This window comes from Gemmatimonadota bacterium (assembly GCA_040882465.1).
GTDB lineage: Bacteria > Gemmatimonadota > Gemmatimonadetes > Longimicrobiales > Gaopeijiaceae > JBBEBG01.
Window position 1 is genome coordinate 108763 of record JBBEBG010000009.1, and the last position, 25038, is coordinate 133800.

A 25038-nucleotide genomic window follows, 5' to 3' on the forward strand; every position below is an offset into this window, starting at 1 on the left:
GGCGGGATCAGCGGGACTCGGCTACCGCCCCGCGCCCTTTCCAGAAGGCGCTCCAGGCCCCGATCCAGCGCCCGCGCGCCGCCAGGTCGCGGAGAAGGCGGCGCCATTTGGTGGTGGAGTCGCGGCCGATCTCCCGAGCGCGCCGCTCGGCGGTCGCGTCGTCCAGGCCGTACGCCGCCAACGCCTCCGGGCCCACGCGCCCCCCAGCCCGCCCGATCGTGACCTCGAGGTCCAGGAGGTCCCAGAGGGCAAGACGGGTCCCCACGAGGCTCCTGGGAAAGGTCCAGGAGCGGGGAACGTCGGAGAGAAAAAACTCGGCGCCCGGCGGGGCGCTTCGGCTGAGGAGAACATTTGCGGCATAGAGCGTTTGATGACAGAACCCCGACTCGTGCATTCGCCGCACGACCCGGTACAGGGGGGCCAGCTGCACGGCCGCGCCCTGCTCACGCAGGACCTCGTCCAGCGGGACCGCGTCGGGGACCTCCCGCATGAGAAGGAGCTCGTGGAATCCGTGTTCCCTGGACGACCCCTCCGCCCAACCGAGCGGCTCCGTACAGGGAATGCCCGCCCGATGCAGGTGGCGCAGTCGGCGAAACTCCCGTTCCGCCCGAAAGCGGGTCACCTTCGACCGGAGGAAGGTCAGCCGACTGCGGCGGCGGTAGAGCTTCGCGACGACGCGAGCGCCGTCGGCGCGAGTTTCACGCCAGACGAGCGTCCCCGGCTCGCGCTTGAGGAGAGCCGCCTCGGAGGGCGCCAGCGTGGCGACGAGATCGCGGGGCTCGGGGCCGCGCATTCCTCGTCAACGCTTGACCATCAGGGCATACCGATGCCCCGAGAAGAGGTGCGAGAGAGGGGGATACGCCTCCAACTTCGCCCCGCCCGCCGCGGCCAGCTCGCCCACGCGAGCGACGGTCATCGTCATCTTGGGTGGCTTCTTGTTGAAGGGCGCCCGAGCCCGGCGAAGCAGATTTTTCACCGAGTGGCGATCGAAGAAAGTCATGATCACGAAGCGGCGGGCCACTCGGAGGAGCTCGGCGACGAGCCGCTCTCTTTCTTCCGGTGTCGGGAGATGGTGGCAGAGACGGCAGCAAACGACCCCGTCCATGGCGGCATCGCGAAAGGGGATGTGAAACGCCGACGCCGTCAACCAGACCCGGTCCTCGCGGTCGGAGTGGTTTCCGCGGTTGTAGAGGAGCTGTCCGAAGCCGATGTCCGCCTCGACGAGAAGGTCGGTGTGGGAGGAGAGAGCCGCGCTCAGTCGCCCCCCTCCGCTCGGGAGGTCGAGGAGGACCTCAGACTTGGGTTGCGTCCCGAGCAAGGTGGATAGGATCCGGTATTCCCGCTCCGTGCTCCACCGCTTGGTCCTCTCCCGCCGATACGCCTCGTTGTATCCGCTGGCCTCGCCGAGGTCTTCGTATGTTCGCTGGTAGTCGGCGCTCGTGTAGGAAGAGGTGTCCGCCGCCCAGGTCTCGGCCGTCCCATGCACCGCAAGGAGGGGGATCCCCTCCCGAACGGGAAAGGCGGTGCCGCAGTCCGCGCAGACGAGCGCCTCACCCGCCACGGAAAGGGCTCCCGAGCAGTGGGGGCAACGCATCCGGTCGAGGATCCGGGGAAGCGCGCCAACGAGGTCCGGTGAGGCCATGCCGACTCAATCCTCCGCAACTTCAAGGTTCATCCGGGGTTCGACCTTTCCATCCCTTGGGGGCGGGAATTCCGGCCCCCTTCCCCCACTACCGCGCCGAGCCCGTTCAACGTAGTCTCCTCAGCGCCCCGAAAGTACCCCGGCCGGCCGCTTCGACACGCTTCATTTCCCAGCCCGCCCGCGGGATTCTAACGTATATTCATCCATGGCAAACACTCTCGACGCCCTCCTTTCGAGCGTCAACGGCGGCTTCGTCGCCGAGCAATACGAGCGATTCCTCGAAGACCCGTGGAGCGTACAGGGCGACTGGCGCACCCTCTTCACCGAATTGACCGAGCGGGATCCCGCGCTCCGGGCCCGGGCGGGCGGCGGGGTCTCCCCCGAGGCGGTCCGGCGCGCCTCCTCCTTTTCCGTCCGCGCCCGCATCCTGATCCGGTGCTTCCGGATGCTCGGACATCTGGAAGCTGACCTCGATCCCCTAAAGATCCGTAAGCCTGAGCCCCACAAGGACCTGGACTATCGGACCTACGGTTTCACGGAAGGGGACCTCGATACCCCGATCTTCATTGACCGATACGCGAGCCTGGCGGGCCTCGAAACGGCGACCCTCCGCGAGATCCTCGATGTCCTCCGCCAATCCTACTGTTCGACGATCGGCGTGGAGTACATGCACATCCAGGAGATCGAGGAACGCGCCTGGATCCAACAGCATGTCGAACAAGCAGATTGGCGGTCCCGCCTCACACCGGAGGCGAGGCGGCAGATCTACCTGGAGCTGGCGCATGCCGAAGGATTCGAGAGTTACCTCCATGTGAAATATCCGGGGACAAAGCGCTTCGGTCTCGACGGTGGGGAGAGCACGATCCCCTGCCTCGAACAGCTCCTCAGGACGATGTCCTCCCTCGGCGTCGAAGAGGTCGGGATCGGGATGCCCCACCGCGGGCGGCTGAACGTACTCGCGCGCACGCTCGGGAAATCCTACCAGGCGATCCTCGCCGAATTCCAGGGGAACCCCGCTCAGCCCGAGTCCGTCCTCGGCTCCGGCGACGTGAAGTACCACCTCGGGGCGTCGGCCGATCGCGACATCGAGGGGCGACCGATGCACCTCTCCCTCGCGGCGAACCCCTCCCACCTCGAGGCGGTCAATCCGGTCGTCCTCGGAAAGGTGCGGGCGAAGCAAGCGCAGAGGGGAGACGAAGCCAGGGAGCGGGTCGTTGCGCTCCTCATCCATGGTGACGCCGCCTTCGCGGGCCAGGGAGTCGTTCCCGAGTCCATCGACCTTTCTCAGCTGCGCGGATATCGAACCGGCGGGACGATCCATGTCATCGTGAACAACCAGATCGGCTTCACGACGAGTCCCGTCGCCTCGCGCTCGACCCCGTACGCGACCGACGTGGCGAAGGGGCTGAACGCTCCGATCTTCCATGTGAACGGTGACGACCCCGACGCGGTGAACCGGGTCGCCGACCTCGCGGCCCGCTTCCGCCAACGCTTCAAGCGGGACGTCGTGATTGACCTCTTTTGTTACCGGCGCCACGGCCATAACGAGGCCGATGAACCGATGTTCACCCAACCGATCATGTACCGGGCGATCGCGGAGCATCCCACGACTCGCCAGATCTACGGTGAACGCCTAGTGCAGGAGGGGGTCCTCACGGCCGAAGAGCTCCAGTCGATCTCCGACACGTTTCGTGCCCACCTCAACGCGGAGTTCGAAGGCGCGGCCAGGTATCGCCCCGGCAAAGCGGATTGGATGGAGGGGCAGTGGGAAGGGCTCACCCGCCTCGTCGGGGAAGAGGAAAAGCACGACGACCCGACGGCCGTGGAGCTCGACATCATCCGGGAAGTCGGTCTCGCGATCTCCCGCGTCCCGGAGGGGGTCAACACGAATCCCAAGCTCGTCCGCCAACTCGATCATCGGAGGAAGATGATCCAGTCCGGGAGCGGGATAGATTGGTCGACGGCCGAGGCACTCGCCCTCGGCACCCTTCTCATCGAAGGCACGCCGGTGCGTCTCTCCGGGCAGGACACCTGTCGCGGGACCTTCTCCCAGCGGCACGCGGCAATCGTGGACCAGGAGGATGAGCGGCGGTATTACCCCCTGTCGAACATCGCGCCCGGAAAGCAGGCCCCCTTCGAGGTGATGGATTCCCCTCTCTCCGAATTTGCGGTCCTCGGCTTCGAATACGGGTACTCACTCGCAGATCCACACACGCTCGTTGCGTGGGAAGCCCAGTTCGGAGACTTCGCGAACAACGCGCAGGCGATTTTCGACCAGTTCATCTCCTCAGGGGAGACGAAGTGGCTCCGTATGTCGGGGCTCGTCGTCCTCCTCCCCCACGGCTTCGAGGGGCAGGGCCCCGAGCACTCGTCGGCGCGGCTCGAGCGATTTCTCCAGCAGTGCGCGCAGGAAAACATGCAGGTCGTAAACTGCACGACCCCGGCGAACTATTTCCACGCGCTCCGCCGGCAGATGCGGCGAAACTTTCGGAAGCCCCTCGTCGTGATGGCCCCGAAGTCGCTGCTCCGCCACAAGCTCGTGGTTTCGAAGCTCACAGACTTGGGTCCGGGTACCGGATTTCGGCGGGTCATCGGGGAAACGGAATCCATCGCGGACGGGGAAGGCGTGCGCCGCGTCGTCCTCTGCTCCGGAAAGGTCTATTACGATCTCCTCGACCGGCGGCGAGCCCTCGGGCTCGACGACGTCGCGGTCGTCCGCGTCGAGCAGTTTTATCCCTGGCCCCGTGACGGCGTGCACCGCGAGCTCTCCAAGTACCCTCGCGCGGAGATCGTCTGGTGCCAGGAAGAGCCGGCGAACATGGGCGGATGGCACTTCGTCATGCGAAGAATCGAATACATCCTCGAAGACGAAGACGAAGGCCGCCGCGAGATGCGGCGACCGATCTTTGCGGGACGCCCCGCGGCGGCCTCCCCCGCGACGGGGCACCTGAAGGTGCACCAACTCGAGCAGGAACTCCTGGTGGAGCAGGCGCTCACCTGGAAGACCGACGACCTGCGCCAGCCCTTCATGCGACTCCCGGAGGAGTGAAATGGAGTACGTGAACCTCGGCCGCACCGGCCTCGTCGTTTCGCGCCTCTGCCTGGGAATGATGAGTTACGGAGACCCGAAGTGGCGAAGCTGGGTCCTCCCGCCCGACGAGGCACGCCCCTTCGTGAAGCGCGCGGTCGAGGCCGGCATCACTTTCTTCGATACGGCCGACATGTACTCCATGGGCGCGAGCGAAGAGGTGACGGGAAAGCTCCTCAAGGAGTTCACGCGCCGCGACGAGGTCGTCCTCGCCACGAAGTTCTTTTTTCCGATGAGAGAGCTCCCGAACCGGGGCGGGCTCGGCCGCAAACACGTCCTTCATGCCATCGAAGACGCGCTCCGGCGCCTCGACGTGGACTATGTGGATCTCCTGCAGATCCACCGGTGGGACTACAACACACCGATCGAAGAGACGATGGAGGCGCTCCACGACGTGGTGAAGGCGGGGTACGCCCGCTTCATCGGAGCGAGCAGCATGTACGCCTGGCAGTTCTCGAAAGCGCTCCACACGGCGAACCTCCGCGGGACCACGCCCTTCGTGAGCATGCAGAACCACTACAACCTCCTCTACCGGGAGGAGGAGCGCGAGATGATCCCACTCTGCCGGTCCGAGGGGATTGGACTACTCCCCTGGAGTCCGCTCGCGCGCGGGTACCTGACGCGACCCACGGGAGAGAAGACCTCCACGGCGCGTGGCGAGGTGGACGACTACGCGGTCAAGCTCTATTCGTATCCCGAGGCCGACCGGATCATCGGTGCGGTCGGGGAAGTCGCTTCGGAACGGGGCCTCACGCGGGCGCAGGCCGCCCTCGCCTGGCTGCTTGCGAAACCCGGGATCACGGCCCCCATCATAGGCGCGACGAAGATAAAGCATCTCGAAGACGCCCTGGGTGCGCTCGAGGTGAAGCTCGCGCCCGCCGAGATCGAACGGCTGGAGGCCCACTACGTGCCAAGGCCGGTGCTGGGACACGGCTACCGATAGCGGAGCCGGTGATTTGCGGCGAACCGGACCTCGTCGAGACTCGCCTTGACCCGCCTCGTGGGCGCCGTCTAGCTTCGACGGGCCTTCGAAGTATGGATCCAACGCACGTCTTCGGCCGTATAACCTGATCGGCCACACTCCCCGAACCAAAGAGCTTGATCATGCGCGGCATCCCAACTTTCGCCGCCTTATTCATCGCCGGCGCCATGGCGATCGCGCTCGCGCCGGAAACGGCGCTCGCGCAGGGGGGGCGCGGCGGAACGTCGATTCAACCGGGTGAGCAATGCCCTCCCGGAATGACCGAGTGGCGGCCCCTGATGTGCCGCGCGCCCGAGTTCGAGGCGCCGAGCATCCTGGACTACCGCCCGCGCTCCACGCTGGTCGTGGAGGAGAATCCCGTGCCGCGCGCGCGGTATCCCGTGGTGGACGTTCACGGGCACGCCCAGGGGCTCGCCAACCCGGGCACGATCGAGGAGATGGTCGTTTCGCTCGACGAGCTGAACATCGGCCTCTACATCTCCGCGGATAACCTTTCGGGAGAGAGGCTTCGAATCACCCTCGACGCGATTGCCGCGAGCGACCACCGCGACCGCTTCCGCGTCCTCGCCGGACTGGACCTCCAGGGTGTCGGTGCCCCCGGGTGGGAAGAGCGCGCCGTCGCGCAGCTCGAGGCGGACATCGCGGCGGGCGCGATCGGCGTGGGTGAAGTTCCGAAGAGCTTCGGCCTCACCACCCTCAAGGCCGACGGATCGCGGCTCGCGGTGGACGACCCCGGCCTCGATCCACTATGGGAGACGCTCGCCCGGCTGGATGTGCCGGCCTTCATCCACACGGCCGAGCCGCAGGAATTCTTCCAGCCGATCGGCTTCGAAAACGAGCGCTGGCTCGAGCTCGCGCTCTTCGCGGACCGGCGGAATTACGACCCGGACGGCGTCACCTTCGACCAGCTCATGGAGGAGCGCGACAACGTCTTCCGCCGCCACCCCGAGACCACCTTCATCGCGGCCCATTTCGGTTGGCACACGAACGATCTCGGCCGCGCGGCCCAGATGCTCGATGAGTTCCCGAACGTGATGGTGGAAATGGGAGCGGTTCTTTACGACTTGGGCCGCCAACCCAGGGCGGTTCGCGACTTCTTCACCCGCTACCAGGACCGGATCCTCTTCGGGAAGGACTCCTGGCAGCCGAGCGAGTATCCTTATTACTGGCGCGTGTTGGAGACCGCGGACGAGTACTTCGACTACTACCGCGACTACCACGCCTTCTGGAAGCTCTATGGGGCGGACCTCCCCGATGATGTGCTCAGGAAGGTCTATTACGAAAACGCGCTCCGGATCTTCCCCAGCCTTCCGCGGGCCGCCTTCCCGCAGTAAGGAACCTTACCCCCCCAACGCGCGCACGCCGAGGTCGCCAGCAACGTCCTTCAGCGTTTCGAGCGGGACGTTGTCGCCGATCAGCTGCACCAGGTAGTTTCCCGCCACGACATGAAACGCGGAGTCCGTGGTTGCTCCCCGAACTTCCTGAGACTCGAACGCCTTGTAGCCCTCGTACGTTGTCGTACGCTCGAACCCGTTGGCGGTGGAGCGATCGAAGGTCGTCATGGACCAAGCTGCCATCCCCATCGCCATCCCCGGCATCGCACCGAGGTCCGTGATCATGACGTCGATCGAGCCGGCGCCTGGCGCTTGGTAGGTCGCCTGGACGTTGGTCATCGTCATCCCGGGCATGCCCGTGTTCGTCAGGGAAAGCTCGGTCCGTGGGAGCCCCGCCGCCGTCTCCGGCATCCGGTCCCGGAGCTGCTCCGGCGTAAAGCTCGGCGCGTTCGTGTTCGCCGCCATTCCGGGCATGTCTTGCATCGCGCCGGCTGCCGCCTGCATGGCCTCCGCCACGGTGGTCGGCGCACCGTCCTGCGTGTCGGCATCGGTCTGGCCGGATCCGCCGCAACCCACCAGAAACACGACCGCCGCGATCCAAAGAGCTCGGTTGTTCCGAATCATGAACGTTCTCCTCGTCATAAATGCCCCGGTATGGACTTTTCCACGCCGGGAGCGGACTATGGGCCTTCCCGGCTCAAGGCGCCAGACCCGGGGGCTCAGGAACCGCGTCACCGGACGGGCCGCCCTCCCACCGCTCCGTCCGAGGTCGACCTTCACGTGGAGAATAGAATGTCGGGACGCCCCGTCCTGAAAGCCGCAGTTATGGCACTGGTTCTCGCTTTCCTCGCCGGACCCGGAGTCGATCGAGCGATCGCGCAGACTCCGACGGCGACGACGGGCGGGTCCCAGGGAAGAACGGACCTTCTCAGCTGGGGCACGGGAGCCTTTGCGGTCCGCCTCGAGGCACCGGGAACCAACGAGACCATTCGCAACGCGATCGACGGAAGCACACGCACCCTCGGGATCGGAATTCCGCGGCGGGAGCCCCTCCCCCACCGATTCGTCATCGAGCTCCCCGCTCTCACGACCTTCGACACCTTCGCGATTCCGGTCATCAATGAATTCGGGCCGGCGCGCGGGCGGCACGTCCGCACGATCGAGATCGAGGGGTCGGTGGAAGGACCGGAGGGCGGTTTCACCCCGCTGGCGACTCTGACGGTCCAGCTCGACCAGACCGAACCTCAGCAGTTCCCGGTCTCGGAGCCCCGTCCCGTGCGATGGCTTCGGGTCCGACTGGTGGACCGCCTCCTTCCCCCGCCCGCGGACTTCGACGAAACCGTATTTTCGGAGCTCATCGGCTACGGAACGCAGGAACCGATCGCTGACGCGGACGACAAGTTCACCGGCCGCTGGCGCCTTCGGCGGACCGGAATCAACGACGTCCCAGGCACGAACGTGATCGAGCTCATCCAGGAAGGGTCCTCGATCCGTGGCTGTGAGATCGCCGGGGGACGCCAGGCGGAGGTCACCGGCAGCATCGTGAATGGTCTGGCCCAGCTCCTTTTCGCGCCCGAAGGCGGGCGACTGACACCCGTGCTCGCGAGCGTCACCGAGGCAGGCGAGCTGGTGGGCGCCCGATTCACCGCCGGCTTCAGCGACTTCTGGGCTTCTCCCGACCCCGGCGCCGCCCTACAGTGCATGGAGGCGCCCGAGGCGACCGACCCGATCGCGGAAGCGTTGGAGGCCGGAGAAGTCGCGATCATCCACGGGATCAACTTCGACGTGGACTCCGACGTCCTCCGACCGGACGCGACTCCGGCGCTAGAGCGCGTCCTTGCGGCACTCCAGGCGACGGGAACCCTCGCGGTCACGATCGCCGGACATACGGACTGGGACGGCACCGATGAACACAACCTGGATCTCTCACAACGCCGCGCCGAGGCGGTCATCGCATGGCTCGTGGAGCGGGGCGTAGCGGACGCATGGCTCGTGGAGCGGGGCGTAGCGGACGCACGGCTCCGGCCGGTGGGCCGTGGGGAAGGACAGCCGATCGCGGACAATGAATCGTCCGCGGGACGGGCGTTGAACCGGAGGGTCGAAGTCAGCCCCAACTAAGAGCGACACGACCAGGAGAACCGATGAGCGCAAACAGGTGGGTGGGCGGCATGGCGGCCACGGCGGGTGCGATTGCGATTCTCGTCGGTTGCTCCGAGCTCGGGGATGCGGGAGAGTCCGCTTCGCTCGTCGGTCTCGCAACGATCTCGACGCACCCGGACCGCGTGAGCGGAGGAGACGTTCTGGTCGAGGTGGTCGTGCCGGTCGATGCGGCGCGGTCCGCGGAAGGGGAAACCGGCACTCCCATCGCGGTCTTCGCGGGCGATCGCGACATCTCGGAGGCCTTCCATGCCACGGACGGGCCCGGCCGTTTTGTCGGCCTCGTGACCGGCCTCCCCCTCGGAAAGAGCATGCTACGGGTGGATGGAGGGCCTTTCGACACCCCCGACGCGATGCTCGAAGTCACGAACTACCCGATGTCGGGCCCCATCGTGTCCGGTCCGCACATCCAACCCTTCATCTGTCAGTCCGAGGACTTCACCCTTCCCGACGGAACGTCGCTCGGGGCGCCGCTCGACGAAAATTGCGCGGTCCCAACCGTGGTCCAACACGTCTTTCGCTCCGCGGCGACGGATGAGTGGATGCCCCTCCCCGCCGGCGCGCCACTTCCGCGGGACGTGGCGATGACCACCACGACGGACGGCATCCAGGTCCCCTTCATCGTGCGGATCGAGACCGGCCCGATGAACCGGGGAATCTACCAGAATGCCATTCTCCACAACCCACGGACTGATCGTGAGCCGACCCCCTTCTCTGCACCTCCCGCGTGGAATCGGCGGCTGATCGCGGTCCACGGCTCGGGATGCCCGACCGGATGGTACCGGCAGGGCGCCGCCATGGGTGTAAGTCCGCTCGGGGGCGCGAACGTGGCCCGACTCGGCGAAGGGTATGCGGTCTTTACGAACACCCTCAACCACCCGACGAACTCCTGTAACGCCTTCCTCGCCGGCGAGACGACGATGATGGGGAAGGAACGCTTCATCGAGACGTTCGGGGCGCCCGACTTCACGGTGAGCATCGGCGGTTCGGGGGGTGCCTACACGGGCCTCCAGGTCGCCGACGCCTTTCCCGGTCTCATAGACGGTGTGATCGCGACTTCCACCTTTCCGGACGCGCTCTCCATCGCGATCGCGGGGCTCGACGCCCACCTCCTGACCCACTATTTCGCGGCGACGGAGCCGGGACGCTTCACCGACGAGCAGAAAGTGGCGATCACCGGGTACTCGGGAGTCGAGGCCTTCGAAGACGCGGCGAACCAGAGCCAGCGCACCGACCCAGTCCCCGGGAGGGAAGACATCGAGGGGTACGTCTCCGCGCGCTGGCACGCCTCCATCCCCGAGGAGCTCCGTTATCACCCCGTCACGAATCCTGCCGGAGCGCGTCCCACCGTCTTCGACGCTGCGCGCAACGTCTACGGAGTCGACCCGGTGACCGGCTTCGCGCTACGTCCTTTTGACAACGTCGGCGTCCAATACGGCCTCTCTGCCCTGAACACGGGCGCGATTACGCCGACCGCTTTCCTCGACTTGAATGAACAGATCGGCGGCTACGACGACGACGCCAACTACGTCGCTCCCCGCTCCTCGGGAGACGCCGGAGCGATCCGGCGCGCCTACCAGAGCGGAGTGACGCTCGGGGGCGGGGGCGGCCTCGCTGCCATCCCGGTCGTCGATGCGGGCGGATACAATGATACGCGGAGCTACCACTACCAGTGGTTCCACTTCGCCGTCCGCGAACGGATCCAGGCCTCGAACGGTTACTCCGACAACCACCTCTTGTGGCGGGGCTCCGTGCCGGCCAGCCAGACCTGGGGGGTCATGATGGATTGGCTCGCGGCTATCGCCGCCGATCCTTCGGATGACAGCGCCATGGAGAAGCTCCGGAGAAACCGCCCTGAACGAGCGGTGGACGGGTGCTGGATTCCGAGCGACATCGAGGGCGAGCCCGCCCGCTTCGTCGCGGAGCCGCAGACCTTTTCCAGCGAGCCCGGCACTCCCTGTAACGAGCGATTTCCGTCGTACTCGTTCACGCGTCGAGAGGCGGGCGGCCCGCTCCACGGAAATGTGCTCAAGTGTGCCCTCAAGCCCATCGCCGCGTCCGGCTACGACGTGACCTTCTCGGACGCCGAGTTGGCAAGGCTTCGCTCGATCTTCCCGGAGGGCGTCTGCGACTGGGCGCAGCCGGGCGTGGAGCAGACTCCGGTCGTCACCTGGGCCTCCTTCGGGCCCGCACCGGAGAATCTCGTCTACGACCTGACGGCGCCCTGACCTGAGCGCGTTGGCGAAACCCTCCCCCGGACCCGCGGTGGCGCCCGCGCTCCACCGCCACCTCGCGATGAGGTCGGCGGCGGCGCTCGTCGTCGCGAACATGATCGGTGCCGGTATCTTTACGACCACGGGATTCCAGGCGGCGGACCTCGGCCACCCCGGACTCATCTTCGTGCTCTGGATCGTCGGGGGCGCCCTCGCCCTTCTCGGCGCCCTCTGCTTCGCCGAGCTCGGCGCGATGATGCCCCATGCGGGCGCCGAGTACGTGTACCTGAGGGAGACCTACGGACCGGCGGTCGGATTCATGAGCGCCTTCGTCTCGCTCATCGCCGGGTTTTCCGCGCCGATCGCGGCGGCGGCGAAGGGTTTCGTCCTTTACCTCGCCCACTTCGTGCCCGCCCTGGGCGACTCCGAGCTCGCGTTGGGCCCCCTCGCCCTGACGGACCTCACCGCCATCGCGATCGTCTGGCTTCTCGTCGGCGTGCATTTGCGGGCCGTCCGATCGGGGACGGTCTTCAACGACCTCATCACCGTTCTCAAGGTCGCCGGGATCGCGGCGATCATCCTGGGCGCCTTCGCGGTCGGTTCCGGAGATTTCGCGAACCTGACCACGGTGTCACCGCGGTACGCCGAACTGAGCCGCACGGACACTTTTTCCGCGATGGGGACCTCTCTCATCTTCGTGATGTTCTGTTATTCCGGGTGGAACGCGGCTGCCTACGTGGCCGGTGAGATGCAGGCACCACAGAGGGACCTTCCCCGCTCCCTCCTCCTCGGAACGGGTCTCGTCATCCTCCTCTACCTGGGACTGAATGCCGTCTACTTCTATGGTGCGACGGCGGACGAGCTCGCCGGGCAGGTCGAGGTGGGCCTCGTGGCATCTCGGACGCTGTTCGGAACGTGGGGAGTGTCCTTCGTCACGGTCGTCCTCTGCGCGTCCATCCTGGCCTCCGCTTCCGCCATGACCGTCGCGGGCCCCCGGGTCTATTATGCGCTTGGGAAGGACTTCCACCCCTTCTCCTTCCTCGCCCGGGTTCGGAGCGGAGGCGCGCCCGCCGTCGCCCTCATCGCACAGGGCGTGGTAACCTCGATCATCATCATGTCGGGGAGAGTCGATCAGATCCAGCAGTATGCGGGGTTTACGATTTCGCTCTTCGCGAGCCTCGCGGTCTCCTGTCTCATCGTTCTCCGTTTCCGGCGCCCGGCCGCAGAGCGGCCGTTTCGGGCGTGGGGATATCCGTGGAGCCCGATCCTCTTCCTCGGGGTATCAAGTTGGATGATGTACTGGGCCTTCCGCGGCCGACCCGTGGAATCGACCCTCTCCTTGTTGACCGTCCTCCTCGGAGGGCTGATTTTCTCCGTCACCGTCGCTCGGAGAAAGGCTGGGACCAACTGAAGGCGACCCGACTTCAAAGGAAAGACTCGATGCTTACGCCTCGCAGTCCCTCGATTCTCACGGCCACGATCATGGGCCTCCTGTTCGTCAGCGCCCTCCCCCTTTCCGCGCAGCTCGGGGGCCGGCCCGCCGAGGAATGGGCAGTCACGCTGGAGAGCGGCCGGCGCCTCGCAACCCTCGACATCGAAAATGTCGTCGCGCGCATGATGCTTCAGCCGGGCGATATCGTCGCGGACATCGGCGCGGGAACCGGGATCTTTTCCATCCCGATGGCGAACGTCGTCGGCCCTTCCGGCGTCGTCTTCGCTCAGGAAGTGGACGCAGACTTTCTCCCCATCATCCAGGAGAAGGCTCGCGCCGAGGGGGTCGCCAACGTGCAGGCCGTGCTCGGCGAGTTCGAGGACCCGAAACTCCCGCGGAACGATGTGGACGTAGCCTTTTTCCACGACGTCCTCCATCACATCGAGAAACGCGCCGAATACATCATGACGCTCGCGGGGTACATGGCGCCCGCGAGCCGCATCGTCGTCGTGGACTACGACCGAAACCTCGACGGAAATCCCCACCAGAGCGATCCGACGCTCATGATCTCCCAGGAGGAAGTCACGGCGTGGATGGCCGCGGCGGGCTACCAGCTGGCGGAAGAGTTCGACCTCTTCGAGGAGAAGTTATTCGCGGTTTATTCGCGGGCGAATTGACCGACGTCGGCACCTCATTTGCAAGCATGTGGAGGGACATTCCCGATTCGCATGTTGCGTGAAGGAGGGCGCATGACTCGACCGCCGGATTCCTTCAGGTCGGCTTCGTTCTGTCGACGCGTGGCTTTATTGGCCTCGCCTGGGTCGGTTCGCTCGTGCCGGGGGCGCGGCCCGCTTAGGCTCAGCCGCTCTCCCTCATAGCGGGCACAGTCGGAGGGTAGGACGGTGTGCGGGGGGGGCGACCCAGAATTCGGGTCCGGCGAGGCCGTCGGGCGAGGTCCCCGGGGGGGCGCCGTCAGCCCCGGCGGTTCACCAACTCAACTGGCCGCGGTCCTCGCTCTTAATTCGCGGAATCCGATGAGCCGGCTGGCTTCCGCATCCCACAAGTGCAGCCGTGTCAGCTTCCAGCTCGTCATGACGGTGACCTTCGTCGCGGCTTCGAGCTCGGGAGTCGCGTCGAGGCACTCTTGGAGCCTGTAATTCGGGATCCGTGGGCTCAGGTGGTGCAGGTGGTGAAGGCCGATGCTCGCGGTGATCCATCGGAGCGGAGCGGAAAGGACCAGGTGCGAGCTCCCTTTCAGCGCCGCGTCGTAAAAATCCCACTCGGGCTTCCTCTCCCAGTAGGTGTTTTCGAATTGGTGCTGCACGTAAAAGAGCCAGACCCCGGCCGAACAGGTCATGACGATGATCGGCACCTGGATGAGGAGGAAGCTCTGCCACCCCACCAGGGCCACGGCAAAGGCCACGACCGCGGCGATGGAGAGGTTCGTGAGCCAGATGCTCCGCCATGCCCGCGTCCAATCCTTCGGCACCTCCCGGGGATAACGCTGTTTGATGACGAAGTGCCAGAGAGCACCCACGCCGAAAAGCACCAGGGGACTCCGATAGATGCGGTAGGCGAGGCGCCCGGACGGGGGTCGCGCCAGGTATTCCTCCACCGTGAGCGTGACCACGTCTCCGAATCCCCGGAGATCGAGATCGCCGGAGTGCGCGTGATGGAAGGCGTGCGTCCTCCGCCAATAGTCGTACGGGAGGAGGGTGAGGACTCCGATCCAGTGTCCAACGATCGAAGCGGCGCGACGCGACCGAAAAAACGACCCGTGCCCGCAGTCGTGCTGTATCATGAAGAGCCGCAGAAGGAATCCGGAAGCCGGAATCGCTAAGAGAAGGGTCAGCCAGTAGCTGACCTCGAGACTCCGGAGCATTGCGTACCAGAACCCGAAGAAGCCGGCCGCGCTGACCGAGAGCTGAGTCACGCTCCGCTTGAGCTCGGGTCCCTGGAAGGGAGCGAGCATCGCATTGATCTGCGCGACGCGCGTCCGTTCGGGCGAGAGCTCGTTCAAATCAGAGTGCCCATGCGGGGGCGGGACCTCGACGCCCGTTAAAAAACAACGGGCCGCCCCGAGTAATAACTCGGGACGGCCCGCTGCGTGCGGTGGATTCGACGGTCACTCAGACCGGAACCACATTCTCGGCCGCCGGGCCCTTCTGGCCCTGCACGACGTCGAACTCGACCGTGGCGCCCTCGGCAAGGGTCTTGAAGCCCTGTGCCTGAATCGCGCTGTGATGGACGAAACAATCCTTGCTCCCGTCCTCAGGGGTGATGAAACCGAACCCCTTCTGGTCGTTGAACCACTTTACTTTTCCCCTGGTACGCATCGATCGCGCTCCTAGGTTGGTGAGTCGGAGTGACGATGATACGTACGTCCCGACTACTCGATGTGCGCGGAATCCCCGCGCGGTGCGTGACCACTCTGGCCACAATTCAAAAGTGACGGCCACTCTCGAAGGGACCGTCACCCTATCAAAGACTTGGCACCCCGATCCATACGGGGCTAACGGGTCAGAATCGCGGTTTCCGTTGGAAAAGTCAACACTTTCTTGGGCCGCCACCCGCTTGCCGCTCCGGGTGGGAGACGCCACCTTGCCCCACTTCGTCCCCCCTGTTTGGAGACCGCGCAATGCTGGAGCCACGCTGGAATCGCGGATCCCTCGAGGTCGCGGCCGCGGTCGTGATCCTCGCGGCCTGCGCCCTTCCCCTCCCCGCGGCGGCACAGGCGCCGGCGTACCTCCCCTTCGCGGCCCTCACGGATGAGCTCGAAGAGCTCGTGGATGCGTCGAATCGGGCCTCGATACGTTCCCTCGGCCTCTCGGGTGGCGGGCGGGAGATCTGGCTCGTCGAAGTCCTGGGACCGGGAGCGGCGCCGGCGGCAGAGCGCCCTGGGATCCTCGTGGTCGCGAACCTCGAAGCCGACCACCTGATCGGGAGCCAGCTCGCCCTGGAGATCCTGCGCGACCTCGTCGAGGGCGACGGAAGTGACGCCGGGGCGCTGACGGACCGGGTCGTTTATCTCGTGCCCCGCCTCAATCCGGACGGGGCCGAGGGGATGTTCGGGTCGGTCCTCGCGGACGGGAGCGGGAACCGCCGCCCCTTCGACGACGACAACGATGGCCGCACGGACGAGGATCCCCCCGGGGATCTGAACGGGGATGGCCTCATCACCCTGATGCGCGTCCCCGATCCGCTCGGGGCATACGTGGTCCACGAGGACGACCCCCGGCTCGTGCAGGAAGCGGATCCCGCGGCGGGGAGGGCGGGAACGCTCACCCTCTATTGGGAGGGGGCGGACACCGATGGGGATGGGTTCCTGAATGAGGACGGCGTGGGCGGTGTGGATCTCAACCGGAATTTCCAACATGTGTACCCGTATTATGAACGGGATGCCGGCCCTCATATGGTGAGCGAACCCGAGTCGCGCGCTCTGATTGACTTCGTGATCGCGCACCGGAACATCGCGGCGATCCTCACCTTCGGGCACTCGGACAACCTCGTGTCACCGGTGCGGGACAACGGGGGGCTCGCCCCCGCCACCGTCCCCGATCTTCCCGCCTTCGCCCAGGCCTCTCTCGACGAGATCTTCAACACAGGCATTTTCGGCGCCGGAACGGCGAGCGGCGGTATCCAGCTCCGCGGCACCCAGGTCGGCGCCGACAACAACCCCGAGTCCGGCCGCCGTCCCGAGACCGAGGTGCATGACGACGACATCCCTTACTTCACCGAGGTTTCGGAGCTGTACCGGGAAGTGACCGGGATCGAACGGGTGAGCCTGAATCGCGAACCCGAGGGCGCCTTTTTCCAATACGGCTATTTCCACTTCGGGGTCCCCTCGTTCACGACGCAGGGGTGGGCGCTTTCCGAACCCGAAGAAGACGTAGAAGAAGCGGACCAAGAGGAGGAGGAAGCGGGCGCGCCGGGCTTCGAAGGTGAGGCGCTCAGGGCACTCGAAGCGCTCGGCGTGGATGCGTTCGTGGACTGGGCCCCCTTCGACCACCCCGAATTCGGCCCGGTCGAGATCGGAGGGTTCCGGCCATACGCGCTCACGAATCCTCCGGCGGACCAGATTCCCGCGCTCGGCGATTCGCATGGAGCTTTCCTTCTCCGGCTCGCGGAGCTGCTCCCCCGGATCGCCATCGTCGAGACCGAGGTCGAAAGCCATGGCGGCGGCCTCTTCACCATCTCCGCCGAGGTCGCGAACGAGGGCTTTTTCCCGACCGCGCTTCGCCACGGCGTCGTCGCGGGGTCGGTGGACCCCGTCACCGTCCAGATCGAGGTCCCTTTGGAGGACCTCGTGACGGGGGACCAGAAGTCGAGCCAGATCCCGACGCTCGCGGGGTCGGGGACCCGCCAGCGCTTCGAGTGGGTGATTCGGGGAACTCCCGGCGAGTCCATTGAGATTCGGGCACGGGCGCAGAAGGGAGGCACTGACACGGTGACCGTACTGCTCGGAGGCGACGAATGAAGACGGCCTTCTCTCGGCTCGCGGGTAGTTCCCGCAGCCTCCTCGCGGCGGCACTCCTCCTTCCCGCCCTCGCGGCGCCTGCAGTCGGCCAGCTGAGGGGCTCCGATCCCCCGCACACCCTCCCGCTGACCTGGGACCGGTGGCTCGATCATGACGAAATCGGCGAGCGCCTCCAACTGATGGAGGAGACCTGGCCCGAATTCCTTTCGCTCCAGTCGGCCGGGATGAGTCACGGTGGACGCGAAATGTGGCTCATGACGATCAACAACCCTGAGACGGGCCCCGAGGAAGACAAGACAGCGATGTTCATCGAGGCCAACGTCCACGGGAACGAGATCCAGGGGGCCGAGGTCATCCTATACACGATCTGGTACCTGATGGAAAACTACGGCCGGATCGCGGACGTGACCCGCCTCGTGGACGAGCGGGTCTTTTACATGGTCCCGAGCGTGAACCCCGACGGGCGAGACTACTTCCTCGACGGGACTGGAGCCGGAGCGCGCACGGGACACGTCCCCGTGGACAGCGACGGAGACGGACTCTTCGACGAGGATGGCCCGAACGACCTGAACGGAAACGGGGTCATCGAGCAGATGCGCAAGTACGTCCCGGGGGAAGGGACGCACCGGCTGGGCGCGGTCGATCCGCGGATCCTGGAGCAGGTCGCGCCCTGGGAGCGGGGCGACTGGGTCCTCCTCGGATCCGAGGGCCTGGACGACGATGGGGACGGACGCGTGAACGAGGACCCGATCGGCGGCTACGACCCAAACCGGAACTACGCCTCGGACTGGCAGCCGAACTACGTCCAGGGCGGCTCGATGGACTACCCCTTCCAGCTTCCCGAGGCGCGGGCGCTGAACGACTTCATGATGGCGCGCCCGAACATCGCCGGCTTCCAGTCCTTCCATAACTCGGGCGGGATGATCCTTCGCGGGCCCGGCGCCGCCTGGGCGGGCGAGTATCCGGCGCAGGACGTCCGGGTTTACGACGAGCTGGGAGAATGGGGGGAGCGGATGCTTCCCTACTACGACTACCTCGTGGTCTGGCGCGGCCTCTACACGGTCCATGGGGGGTCCATAGACTGGACCAACGACGGGCTCGGGATCGTCTCCTTCTCGAACGAGCTCTGGAACGGCGGGCAGTACTTCAACTCGCCCCTCCTCCAGGCGCAGCAGGAAGACTCCGACAGCCCGATCGCAGGGCAGCCCGGGCGCTTCTTCTTCAACGACTTCCTCGAGATGGGAGACACGTTCGTCGAGTGGACTCCCTTCGACCACCCGGACTACGGCCCGGTCGAATTGGGGGGGTGGGGAAAACTCGAAGGACGTGTGAACCCGCGATTCATGAGCATGGAGCTTTTCCACCGGAACATGGCCTTCACCCTCTACCACGCGGACCAGATGCCCCTGATGCAGGCGGGGGAGACCTCCGTGGAATCGCTCGGCGGCGGGGTCCATCGGGTGCGGGTCGAATTCCGGAACGATCGCCTCATCCCGACCGTCACCGTGCGGGCGCGGCAGAACCGGGTGGTCCGCCCCGACATCGTCACGGTGGATGGGAACGTGGACGTCATCGCGGCGGGGTGGGTGACCAACCTCTACCGAACCGAGCCGCTGCAGCGCATTGATCAGGAGGAGCTGGACCGGATCCTCGTGCGGACCGGGGCGCCGGGACGGACCACGCGGACGATCGAGTACCTCGTGCGTGGCTCCGGCCCGATGACGATCGAGTATTCGGCGGTGAAGGGGGGGACGGTGAGCTCGACGGTGGTGCTCCCGTAGAGACCCGGTAAGGAAGCAAACGTCCGGCGTCCAAGGGTCGCACAGGTGGTTGAAAACATAGGTTTGTGGAACGCGACTTCGCAAGCCTCAGAAGGGCTTGGGGAGACGCTCGGTGGCTCGAGAGCGGGACGGTGAGCGCGACGGCGCGGCTTCCCTAGTCCAGTCCCAGCTCCCCAGCGAGCTCCCCGAGCCGATCGTCGAAGGTCGCAAACCTGACGGAATGTCCCGTCCACTCGCGGAGGAGGAGGGCGGTGCAGGCGTGCACCGCGTCGAGGGCTCGGCATTTTGCGAAGCGGCGGTCCGATCGCACCCGAAGCGCCACGTCCGTGAGGGAGTCCACAAGCGAAACGTCGCTCAGGTCGGCATCGAATCGGGCGAGACACCGGTCACGCACCCGACCTTGCATTGGCTCGTGAAGCGCTCTTCGGAGGACGATCGGTACCTCTACCGCCATGAGGAAGGAAGAGATCTTGGGCTCCGGCTCGTCGAGGATCGCGCGCGCCTCCTTCGCCCGCGCACCGTCGAGATAGAGCTCGATGAGAATCGATGAGTCGAGGTAGATCACGCGTCGGAGCGCTCCGCCCTCGTGGCGTCTAACAAGGCCCCCGTGTCGATCCCACGCGGAACCCCTTCGACGGCCGCCGACCCCGGGCTCGGGACGCGACCTGCGGCAAGCCTGATCTTGCCCGCCGCAGCCAGCCTCCGGAGGGCATCTTCTTCCTCGAGTGGAGGCGGCGCGAAGGCAGGCGGAGGCCCCAGTTGAGCCACGACGCGTCCGTGATCGGTGACGAGCACGACCTCCCCGGCCGCTACGATCCGGAGGAATTCGGAGAGGCGATTCTTCATCTCTCGGATACCGACGGTCCTCATGCCGATAATGTAGCCACTGAGGCTACATTTTGACAGAAGCATGGCGTCCTCGTCGTTCCCGGAGGACGACCCGGATCGGGTGCACCGCGCAAGTTGCCCGTGCCCGCAGCCTCGAGGCCCCCGTCGCCGACCGGAGCGTCCAACCCTTCCCGGTGTATCGCGTTGACCATGCTTGATCTCCCCTTCGCCTCTCTCCTTCGTGTCGCCGTTCTCGCGGCGGTCATCTTCCCGGCACTCCCCGCCGCCGCGGCAGCCCAGCAGGAGCCGCCGCTCACCCGCGCCGACACCCTCCGGGGGACCATCACACCGGAACGCGCCTGGTGGGACGTCGCCTATTACGACTTGGCGGTCCACGTGAACCCCGCCAGCTCCTCCATCGCGGGCAGCAACGTGATCGAGTATCGGGTGGTCACCGAAGGCCCGGACCGCGACATGCAGCTCGATCTGGCCGCGACGATGACCGTGGACAGTATCCTCGCGAACGGGTCCCCTGCAGAGTGGCGGCGCGACGGAAACGTCCTCTACCTGCGCGCCCCGGGCGGCGCCGCGGGAAGCGTACACCGGGTGGCGGTGCATTACGGCGGGAAGCCACTCGTTGCCGCGAACGCCCCCTGGGACGGGGGATTCGTCTGGGCGAGGGACCCGAGGGGGGCCCCCTGGGTGGGAACGGCCGTGCAGGGGACCGGTGCCAGCGTCTGGTGGCCGACCAAGGACCATCAGTCGGACGAGCCAGACAGCATGCGGATCCGGGTGACCGTTCCCGATCCGATGATCGCCGTCACGAACGGACGTCCCGGGCCCGTCGTCGCAAATCCGGGCGGGACCTCCACTTACACCTGGACGGTCTCGAACCCGATCAGCACCTACTCGATCTCGATCAGCGCCGGCGACTACGTCCGCTTTGGCGAGACCTTCGACGGCGAGGCCGGTCCCCTCAGCCTGGACTATTGGGTGCTCGAGCCGCACCTGGCGGACGCCCGTCGGCACTTCGCGCAGGTCCCCGAGGTGCTCACCTGCTTCGAGACCTGGTTCGGCCCGTACCCGTTTTACGAGGACAGTTTCAAGCTGGTGGAGTCCCCGTACCTCGGGATGGAGCACCAGAGCGCGATCGCGTACGGGAATCGCTTCGTGAACGGATATCTGGGCCAGGACCTCTCGGGGACCGGACTCGGGCTCTCCTGGGACTACATCATCGTGCATGAGGCCGCGCACGAGTGGTGGGGAAACAACGTCACGACCGACGACATCGCCGACATGTGGGTCCATGAAGGCTTCGGCAACTACGCCGAAGGGATCTTCGTGGAGTGCCGTCAGGGGGAGGAGGCCGGCGCCCGGTACATCCGCGGCCTGCGCGCGGGGATCGCGAACGACGGACCAGTCATCGGTCCCTACGGGGTGAACCGCGAGGGATCCGGTGACATGTACCCGAAGGGCGCGAACCTCCTTCACACGATCCGGCAGGTGGTGGACGATACCGACCTCTGGCGCTCGATCCTGCGGGGTCTGAACGAGACGTTCCGGCACGAGACGGTGACGTCGGCGGAGGTGGAAGCCTACGTCAGCGATCGCGCGGGACGGGACTTCGGTCCCGTCTTCGACCAGTACCTGCGGCGCGCGTCCCTCCCGATCCTCGAGCTCGCCGTGCGCGACGGCACGCTCAGTTACCGGTGGCGGGCGGAGGTGGAGGGATTCGACCTTCCGGTGCGCGTCACTCTCGCCCCCGACCGATTCGCCTGGATCTATCCCGAGACCGGCGAATGGAAGACCGAGCCGGTCGAGCTGCCATCGTCGGTCCAGGTGCAGGTGGACGAGGACCTCTACATTCTCGTGGACCGCGTGCCCTGATGGTCCGCGACATTGGAGCCTCGACGAGTCGAGAGTCGATGACGGAGGCAGGGCGCCCGTGGGGACCTGTCCTCTTCGCGCTCCTCGCCGCTTGCATGGCGTCGCCCGTCCTCGCCCAGGCCGCGCCCGACGAGGCGGCAGCGCCACGGCGGATCGCCACCGCCGTACGGGTGGAATCCGGCGCCATCGAGGTGGACGGCGTCCTCGACGAGGCGGCGTGGAGTGCGGCCCTCCCGCTCTCCGACCTCGTCCAGAAGGAGCCGACGGAAGGCGCCGCGCCTTCGGAGCGGACCGAGGTGCGCTTCGCGTACGACGGCGAGGCCCTTTACGTGGGCGCGCGGATGGAGGCGGAAGGGGGCACGGCCTCGATCCAGGCGCCGATGGGCCGCCGCGACCAGGTGGCGCTCGCCGAATACATCCTCGTCTCGCTCGACACCTATCTGGACCGGCGGACCGCCCACAGCTTCGGGGTCTCCGCCGCCGGCGTCCGCATCGATCACTTCCACCGTTCCGACAATGAAGGCGACGTGGACCGCGGCTTCGATCCCATCTGGGAGGCGCGGGTGACGGTGGACGAAGACGGCTGGAGCGCCGAGATGTGGATCCCCTTCTCGCAGCTCCGCTTCGACGATCGGGACGATCAGGTGTGGGGGCTGAACGTCCACCGCTGGATTCCGTCGAAGAACGAGGACAACTACTGGATCCTCGTTCCGAGGACCGAGCAGGGGTGGGCATCGCGCTTCGGCGACCTCCAGGGGATCGCGGACATTCCGAGCTCCTACCGGGTGGAGCTCCTCCCCTACCTGGCAGGGGGCTCGACCATCCACGGCGACCGCGACCCGGACGACCCCTTCGACGACGGCCGGAATCTCGAGGCGCGCATGGGGCTCGACTTGAAGATGGGGCTCGGGCCGAACCTCACCCTGGACGCGACCGTGCGTCCGGACTTCGGTCAGGTGGAGGTGGATCCCGCCGTCGTGAACCTGAGCGTGAACGAGACGTTCAATCAGGAGCGGCGGCCCTTCTTCACCGAAGGAAGCCAGCTCCTGAGCGGAAGCATCAACAACTACTTCTATTCCCGGCGCATCGGCGCTCCTCCCGCGGGCGGGCGAGCCTCCGGCGACTACGTGGACTACCCCGGCGAAACGCCGATCCTCGGGGCCGCCAAGGTGACCGGACGGCTTCCCTCCGGGACCTCCATCGGCGTTCTCGCGGCGGTGACGGGCGAGGAGCACGCCCGTATCTACGACGCCGGCGAGGAGCTGTTCGAAGGAGTTCGCGTGCAGCCGCTCGCCACCTGGGGGGTCGCACGGGTCCAGCAGGAGTTCGGGACCGCGGGCTCCACCGCGAGCCTCTTCGTCGCGGGGGTGCAGCGCGAGTTCGGCGAGGACGATCCTCTCGCCGCATACGAGCCCCGACGGGCCCTCACGGTGGCCACGGAGTCGCTCTGGCGGCTGGCGGGCGGGACATACGAGCTCGGCGTGAGTGGCGGGGTGAGCCATGTGAACGGCGACCCCGACGCCATTCTTCGCGTGCAACGCGCGGCTCCCCGCTACTACCAGCGTCCCGACGCGACTCACGTGAACCTCGACCCGGAACGCACCTCCCTCTCCGGTTACAAGGCCACGGTTTCCCTGGACAAGGTGGCCGGGACCCACTGGCTTTGGGCGATCTTCTTGGACGCCGAATCTCCGGGAGTCGAGTTCAACGACGTCGGACGCCTCTCCGGAGCGGACGGCCTCCAGGCCCGTCAGAGCCTCACCTACCGCGAGACGCAGCCGGGCGAGCTTTTCCGGAACTACCGCATCCAGTTCACCCACCTGACGGAGTGGAACTACGCAGGAGACGCGCGGTGGATCCAACTCTCCAGCAGCGGAAACGTCACCTTCGACAACTTCTGGTCGGCAAGCGCCTCGTTGAACCTGGACCTCCCCGCGCAGGAGTGGCAGCTGACGCGTGGCGGGCCATCCATGGAGACTCCTCGAGAGTGGCGTGCTTCGCTCCGGCTCCAGAACAGCGGATCGGCGGAGACGCGGTGGAGCATTTCGACCGGCTTCGGAGGAGACGAGTTCGGGGGGTGGAGCGCCAGCGCGGACGGGCAGCTCTCCCTCCTCCCGGGCGACCGGTGGCAGGTGACCGTGAGCCCCTCCTTCTCACGTCAGGTGACCTCGCGGCAGTACTTCACGGCCCTCGACGGCGGGCCGGAGATCACCTACGGGGAACGCTACATCTTCGCCTTCATCGACCGGACGACGCTGTCCATGCAGACGCGCGTCAACTTCACGCTGAAGCCCGATGTGAACCTCGACATCTACGCGCAGCCCTTCGCCTCGAGCGGGCGATACCGCGACTTCGGCGAGCTCCTCGCGCCCCGCAGCCGTTACCTGCGCACCTATGGCGAAGCGGAAGGGACCACGATCGAACGGACGGAGAGCGGCAGCTGGGCGGTCACCGACGGCGCCGACTCGTTCGTCCTCTCCAATCGGGACTTTAACCTCCGCTCCTTCCGGAGCACCGCGGTTCTGCGCTGGGAGTGGCGCCCGGGGAGCACCCTCTACCTCGTCTGGCAACAGGACAGGTCCCGCCGACTGACCAGCGACGTGCGCGCCGGCGTGGGCGACGTCTTCGGGTCGCTCGGGGAATCGGGGGACAACTTCTTCGCGGTCAAGGTGAGCTACTGGCTGGGACTCTGACGTCGAGGTGGCGGAGGTTATTCGCATTCTTCGCGGCCACGCAAACCTCTACCGGACGGAGCCGCTGCAGCGCATTGGGCAGGAGGAGCTGGACGGGATCCTCCTGCGCACCGGGGCGCCGGGACGGACCACGCGGACGATTGAATGCGTGGTCCGCGGCTCGGGACCGACGACGATCGAGTATTCGGCGCTCAACGGGGGAACTGTGAGTGCGACGGTGGTTCTTCCGTAGGGAGGGCGCGTCGGCGCGGATCCCTGTCGGGGAAAGCGTGAAGAGCGCGAGCGATCGCTGCGTAGCCAGATTGAACGTATGCACCGCCCGCACCGGAGAATCGCCCATGGACTCCCCGAAAATCTCTTGCCTCGAAGCGCCTAACCGGAGCCCCGTTTGCCCCCACTGCGAACGGGAGCTCCGCGAAATCTGGACGCGACAACTGACGTCGGCGTTCGGGCGGCGCTACGTTTACTTCTGCAGTCACTGCGCGAAGGTGCTCGGTGTCAGTCATCGCAAGGGATTCTGGATG

General features: G+C 66.3%; 19 protein-coding genes. 12 read left to right on the top strand and 7 right to left on the bottom strand.

The genetic code is table 11. The features are described from left to right. Window positions 1-7: 7 nt before the first annotated feature. Both WEG36_03435 and WEG36_03440 read right to left on the bottom strand, forming a co-directional pair. A complete protein-coding gene (locus WEG36_03435) occupies window positions 8-793 on the bottom strand; it encodes a lipopolysaccharide kinase InaA family protein (GenBank protein MEX1256653.1) in 786 nt (261 codons plus the stop codon). A gap of 6 nt (window positions 794-799) precedes the next feature. Further along, entirely contained in the window at window positions 800-1642 is an 843-nt protein-coding gene (locus WEG36_03440) for a methyltransferase domain-containing protein (protein ID MEX1256654.1), read from the bottom strand. 205 nt (window positions 1643-1847) lie between these two features. Here WEG36_03440 and WEG36_03445 point away from each other — a divergent pair, with 205 nt between their 5' ends. The 3 genes from WEG36_03445 to WEG36_03455 all read left to right on the top strand — a co-directional run bounded on the left by WEG36_03445 (window position 1848) and on the right by WEG36_03455 (window position 7046). Continuing rightward, window positions 1848-4691, top strand: coding sequence for a 2-oxoglutarate dehydrogenase E1 component (locus WEG36_03445; GenBank protein ID MEX1256655.1), 2844 nt, complete (start codon window positions 1848-1850; stop codon window positions 4689-4691). Window position 4692: 1 nt separating this feature from the next. Beyond that, window positions 4693-5673: an aldo/keto reductase gene (locus tag WEG36_03450; protein MEX1256656.1), complete on the top strand. Its 981-nt coding sequence runs from the start codon at window positions 4693-4695 to the stop codon at window positions 5671-5673. Between the two features lie 161 nt (window positions 5674-5834). Then, the gene (locus WEG36_03455) at window positions 5835-7046 is read left to right on the top strand and encodes an amidohydrolase family protein (GenBank protein ID MEX1256657.1); all 1212 of its coding nucleotides are present in this window, start codon (window positions 5835-5837) and stop codon (window positions 7044-7046) included. Between the two features lie 6 nt (window positions 7047-7052). On the opposite strand, the gene WEG36_03460 is transcribed toward WEG36_03455, so the two are convergent. Further along, window positions 7053-7670 (bottom strand): hypothetical protein, encoded by a 618-nt coding sequence (locus WEG36_03460; GenBank protein ID MEX1256658.1) that lies wholly within the window; start codon window positions 7668-7670, stop codon window positions 7053-7055. Between the two features lie 168 nt (window positions 7671-7838). Between WEG36_03460 and WEG36_03465 the strand changes: the two genes are divergently transcribed. The 4 genes from WEG36_03465 to WEG36_03480 are packed head-to-tail and all read left to right on the top strand — an operon-like array spanning window position 7839 to window position 13525. Beyond that, complete coding sequence (locus WEG36_03465) at window positions 7839-9164, top strand: OmpA family protein (GenBank protein ID MEX1256659.1); 1326 nt, start codon at window positions 7839-7841, stop codon at window positions 9162-9164. Window positions 9165-9187: 23 nt separating this feature from the next. Then, complete coding sequence (locus WEG36_03470; GenBank protein MEX1256660.1) at window positions 9188-11431, top strand: DUF6351 family protein; 2244 nt, start codon at window positions 9188-9190, stop codon at window positions 11429-11431. A 37-nt stretch (window positions 11432-11468) separates the two neighbouring features. Beyond that, window positions 11469-12827, top strand: a complete 1359-nt coding sequence (locus tag WEG36_03475; GenBank protein MEX1256661.1) for an amino acid permease — start codon at window positions 11469-11471, stop codon at window positions 12825-12827. 29 nt (window positions 12828-12856) lie between these two features. After that, on the top strand, window positions 12857-13525 hold the full coding sequence (locus WEG36_03480; protein MEX1256662.1) for a methyltransferase domain-containing protein: 669 nt from the start codon (window positions 12857-12859) through the stop codon (window positions 13523-13525). A 317-nt stretch (window positions 13526-13842) separates the two neighbouring features. Here WEG36_03480 and WEG36_03485 read toward each other — a convergent pair whose 3' ends face one another. Together WEG36_03485 and WEG36_03490 are read right to left on the bottom strand one after the other, a co-directional pair. Beyond that, window positions 13843-14868 (bottom strand): fatty acid desaturase, encoded by a 1026-nt coding sequence (locus WEG36_03485; protein ID MEX1256663.1) that lies wholly within the window; start codon window positions 14866-14868, stop codon window positions 13843-13845. Between the two features lie 109 nt (window positions 14869-14977). Then, the gene (locus WEG36_03490) at window positions 14978-15184 is read right to left on the bottom strand and encodes a cold-shock protein (GenBank protein ID MEX1256664.1); all 207 of its coding nucleotides are present in this window, start codon (window positions 15182-15184) and stop codon (window positions 14978-14980) included. 302 nt (window positions 15185-15486) lie between these two features. On the opposite strand from WEG36_03490, the gene WEG36_03495 reads away from it, so the two are divergent. Both WEG36_03495 and WEG36_03500 read left to right on the top strand, forming a co-directional pair. Continuing rightward, entirely contained in the window at window positions 15487-17325 is a 1839-nt protein-coding gene (locus tag WEG36_03495) for a M14 family metallopeptidase (GenBank protein ID MEX1256665.1), read from the top strand. Further along, window positions 17322-19106, top strand: coding sequence for a M14 family metallopeptidase (locus tag WEG36_03500; protein ID MEX1256666.1), 1785 nt, complete (start codon window positions 17322-17324; stop codon window positions 19104-19106). Before WEG36_03495 ends, WEG36_03500 begins: the two co-directional genes overlap by 4 nt. A gap of 154 nt (window positions 19107-19260) precedes the next feature. Here the strand turns inward: WEG36_03500 and WEG36_03505 are convergent, their stop codons facing one another. Together WEG36_03505 and WEG36_03510 are read right to left on the bottom strand one after the other, a co-directional pair. Next, a complete protein-coding gene (locus WEG36_03505; protein MEX1256667.1) occupies window positions 19261-19671 on the bottom strand; it encodes a PIN domain-containing protein in 411 nt (136 codons plus the stop codon). Next, the gene (locus tag WEG36_03510; protein MEX1256668.1) at window positions 19668-20018 is read right to left on the bottom strand and encodes a type II toxin-antitoxin system prevent-host-death family antitoxin; all 351 of its coding nucleotides are present in this window, start codon (window positions 20016-20018) and stop codon (window positions 19668-19670) included. Before WEG36_03510 ends, WEG36_03505 begins: the two co-directional genes overlap by 4 nt. Window positions 20019-20144: 126 nt before the next feature. Here WEG36_03510 and WEG36_03515 point away from each other — a divergent pair, with 126 nt between their 5' ends. Genes WEG36_03515 through WEG36_03525 form a run of 3 tightly spaced genes read left to right on the top strand, consistent with a single transcriptional unit; the run spans window position 20145 to window position 24746 of the window. Further along, a complete protein-coding gene (locus tag WEG36_03515; GenBank protein ID MEX1256669.1) occupies window positions 20145-21821 on the top strand; it encodes a M1 family metallopeptidase in 1677 nt (558 codons plus the stop codon). Between the two features lie 38 nt (window positions 21822-21859). Then, window positions 21860-24514, top strand: coding sequence for a DUF5916 domain-containing protein (locus WEG36_03520; GenBank protein ID MEX1256670.1), 2655 nt, complete (start codon window positions 21860-21862; stop codon window positions 24512-24514). 7 nt (window positions 24515-24521) lie between these two features. Next, window positions 24522-24746 (top strand): hypothetical protein, encoded by a 225-nt coding sequence (locus tag WEG36_03525; GenBank protein ID MEX1256671.1) that lies wholly within the window; start codon window positions 24522-24524, stop codon window positions 24744-24746. Window positions 24747-25038 lie beyond the last annotated feature (292 nt).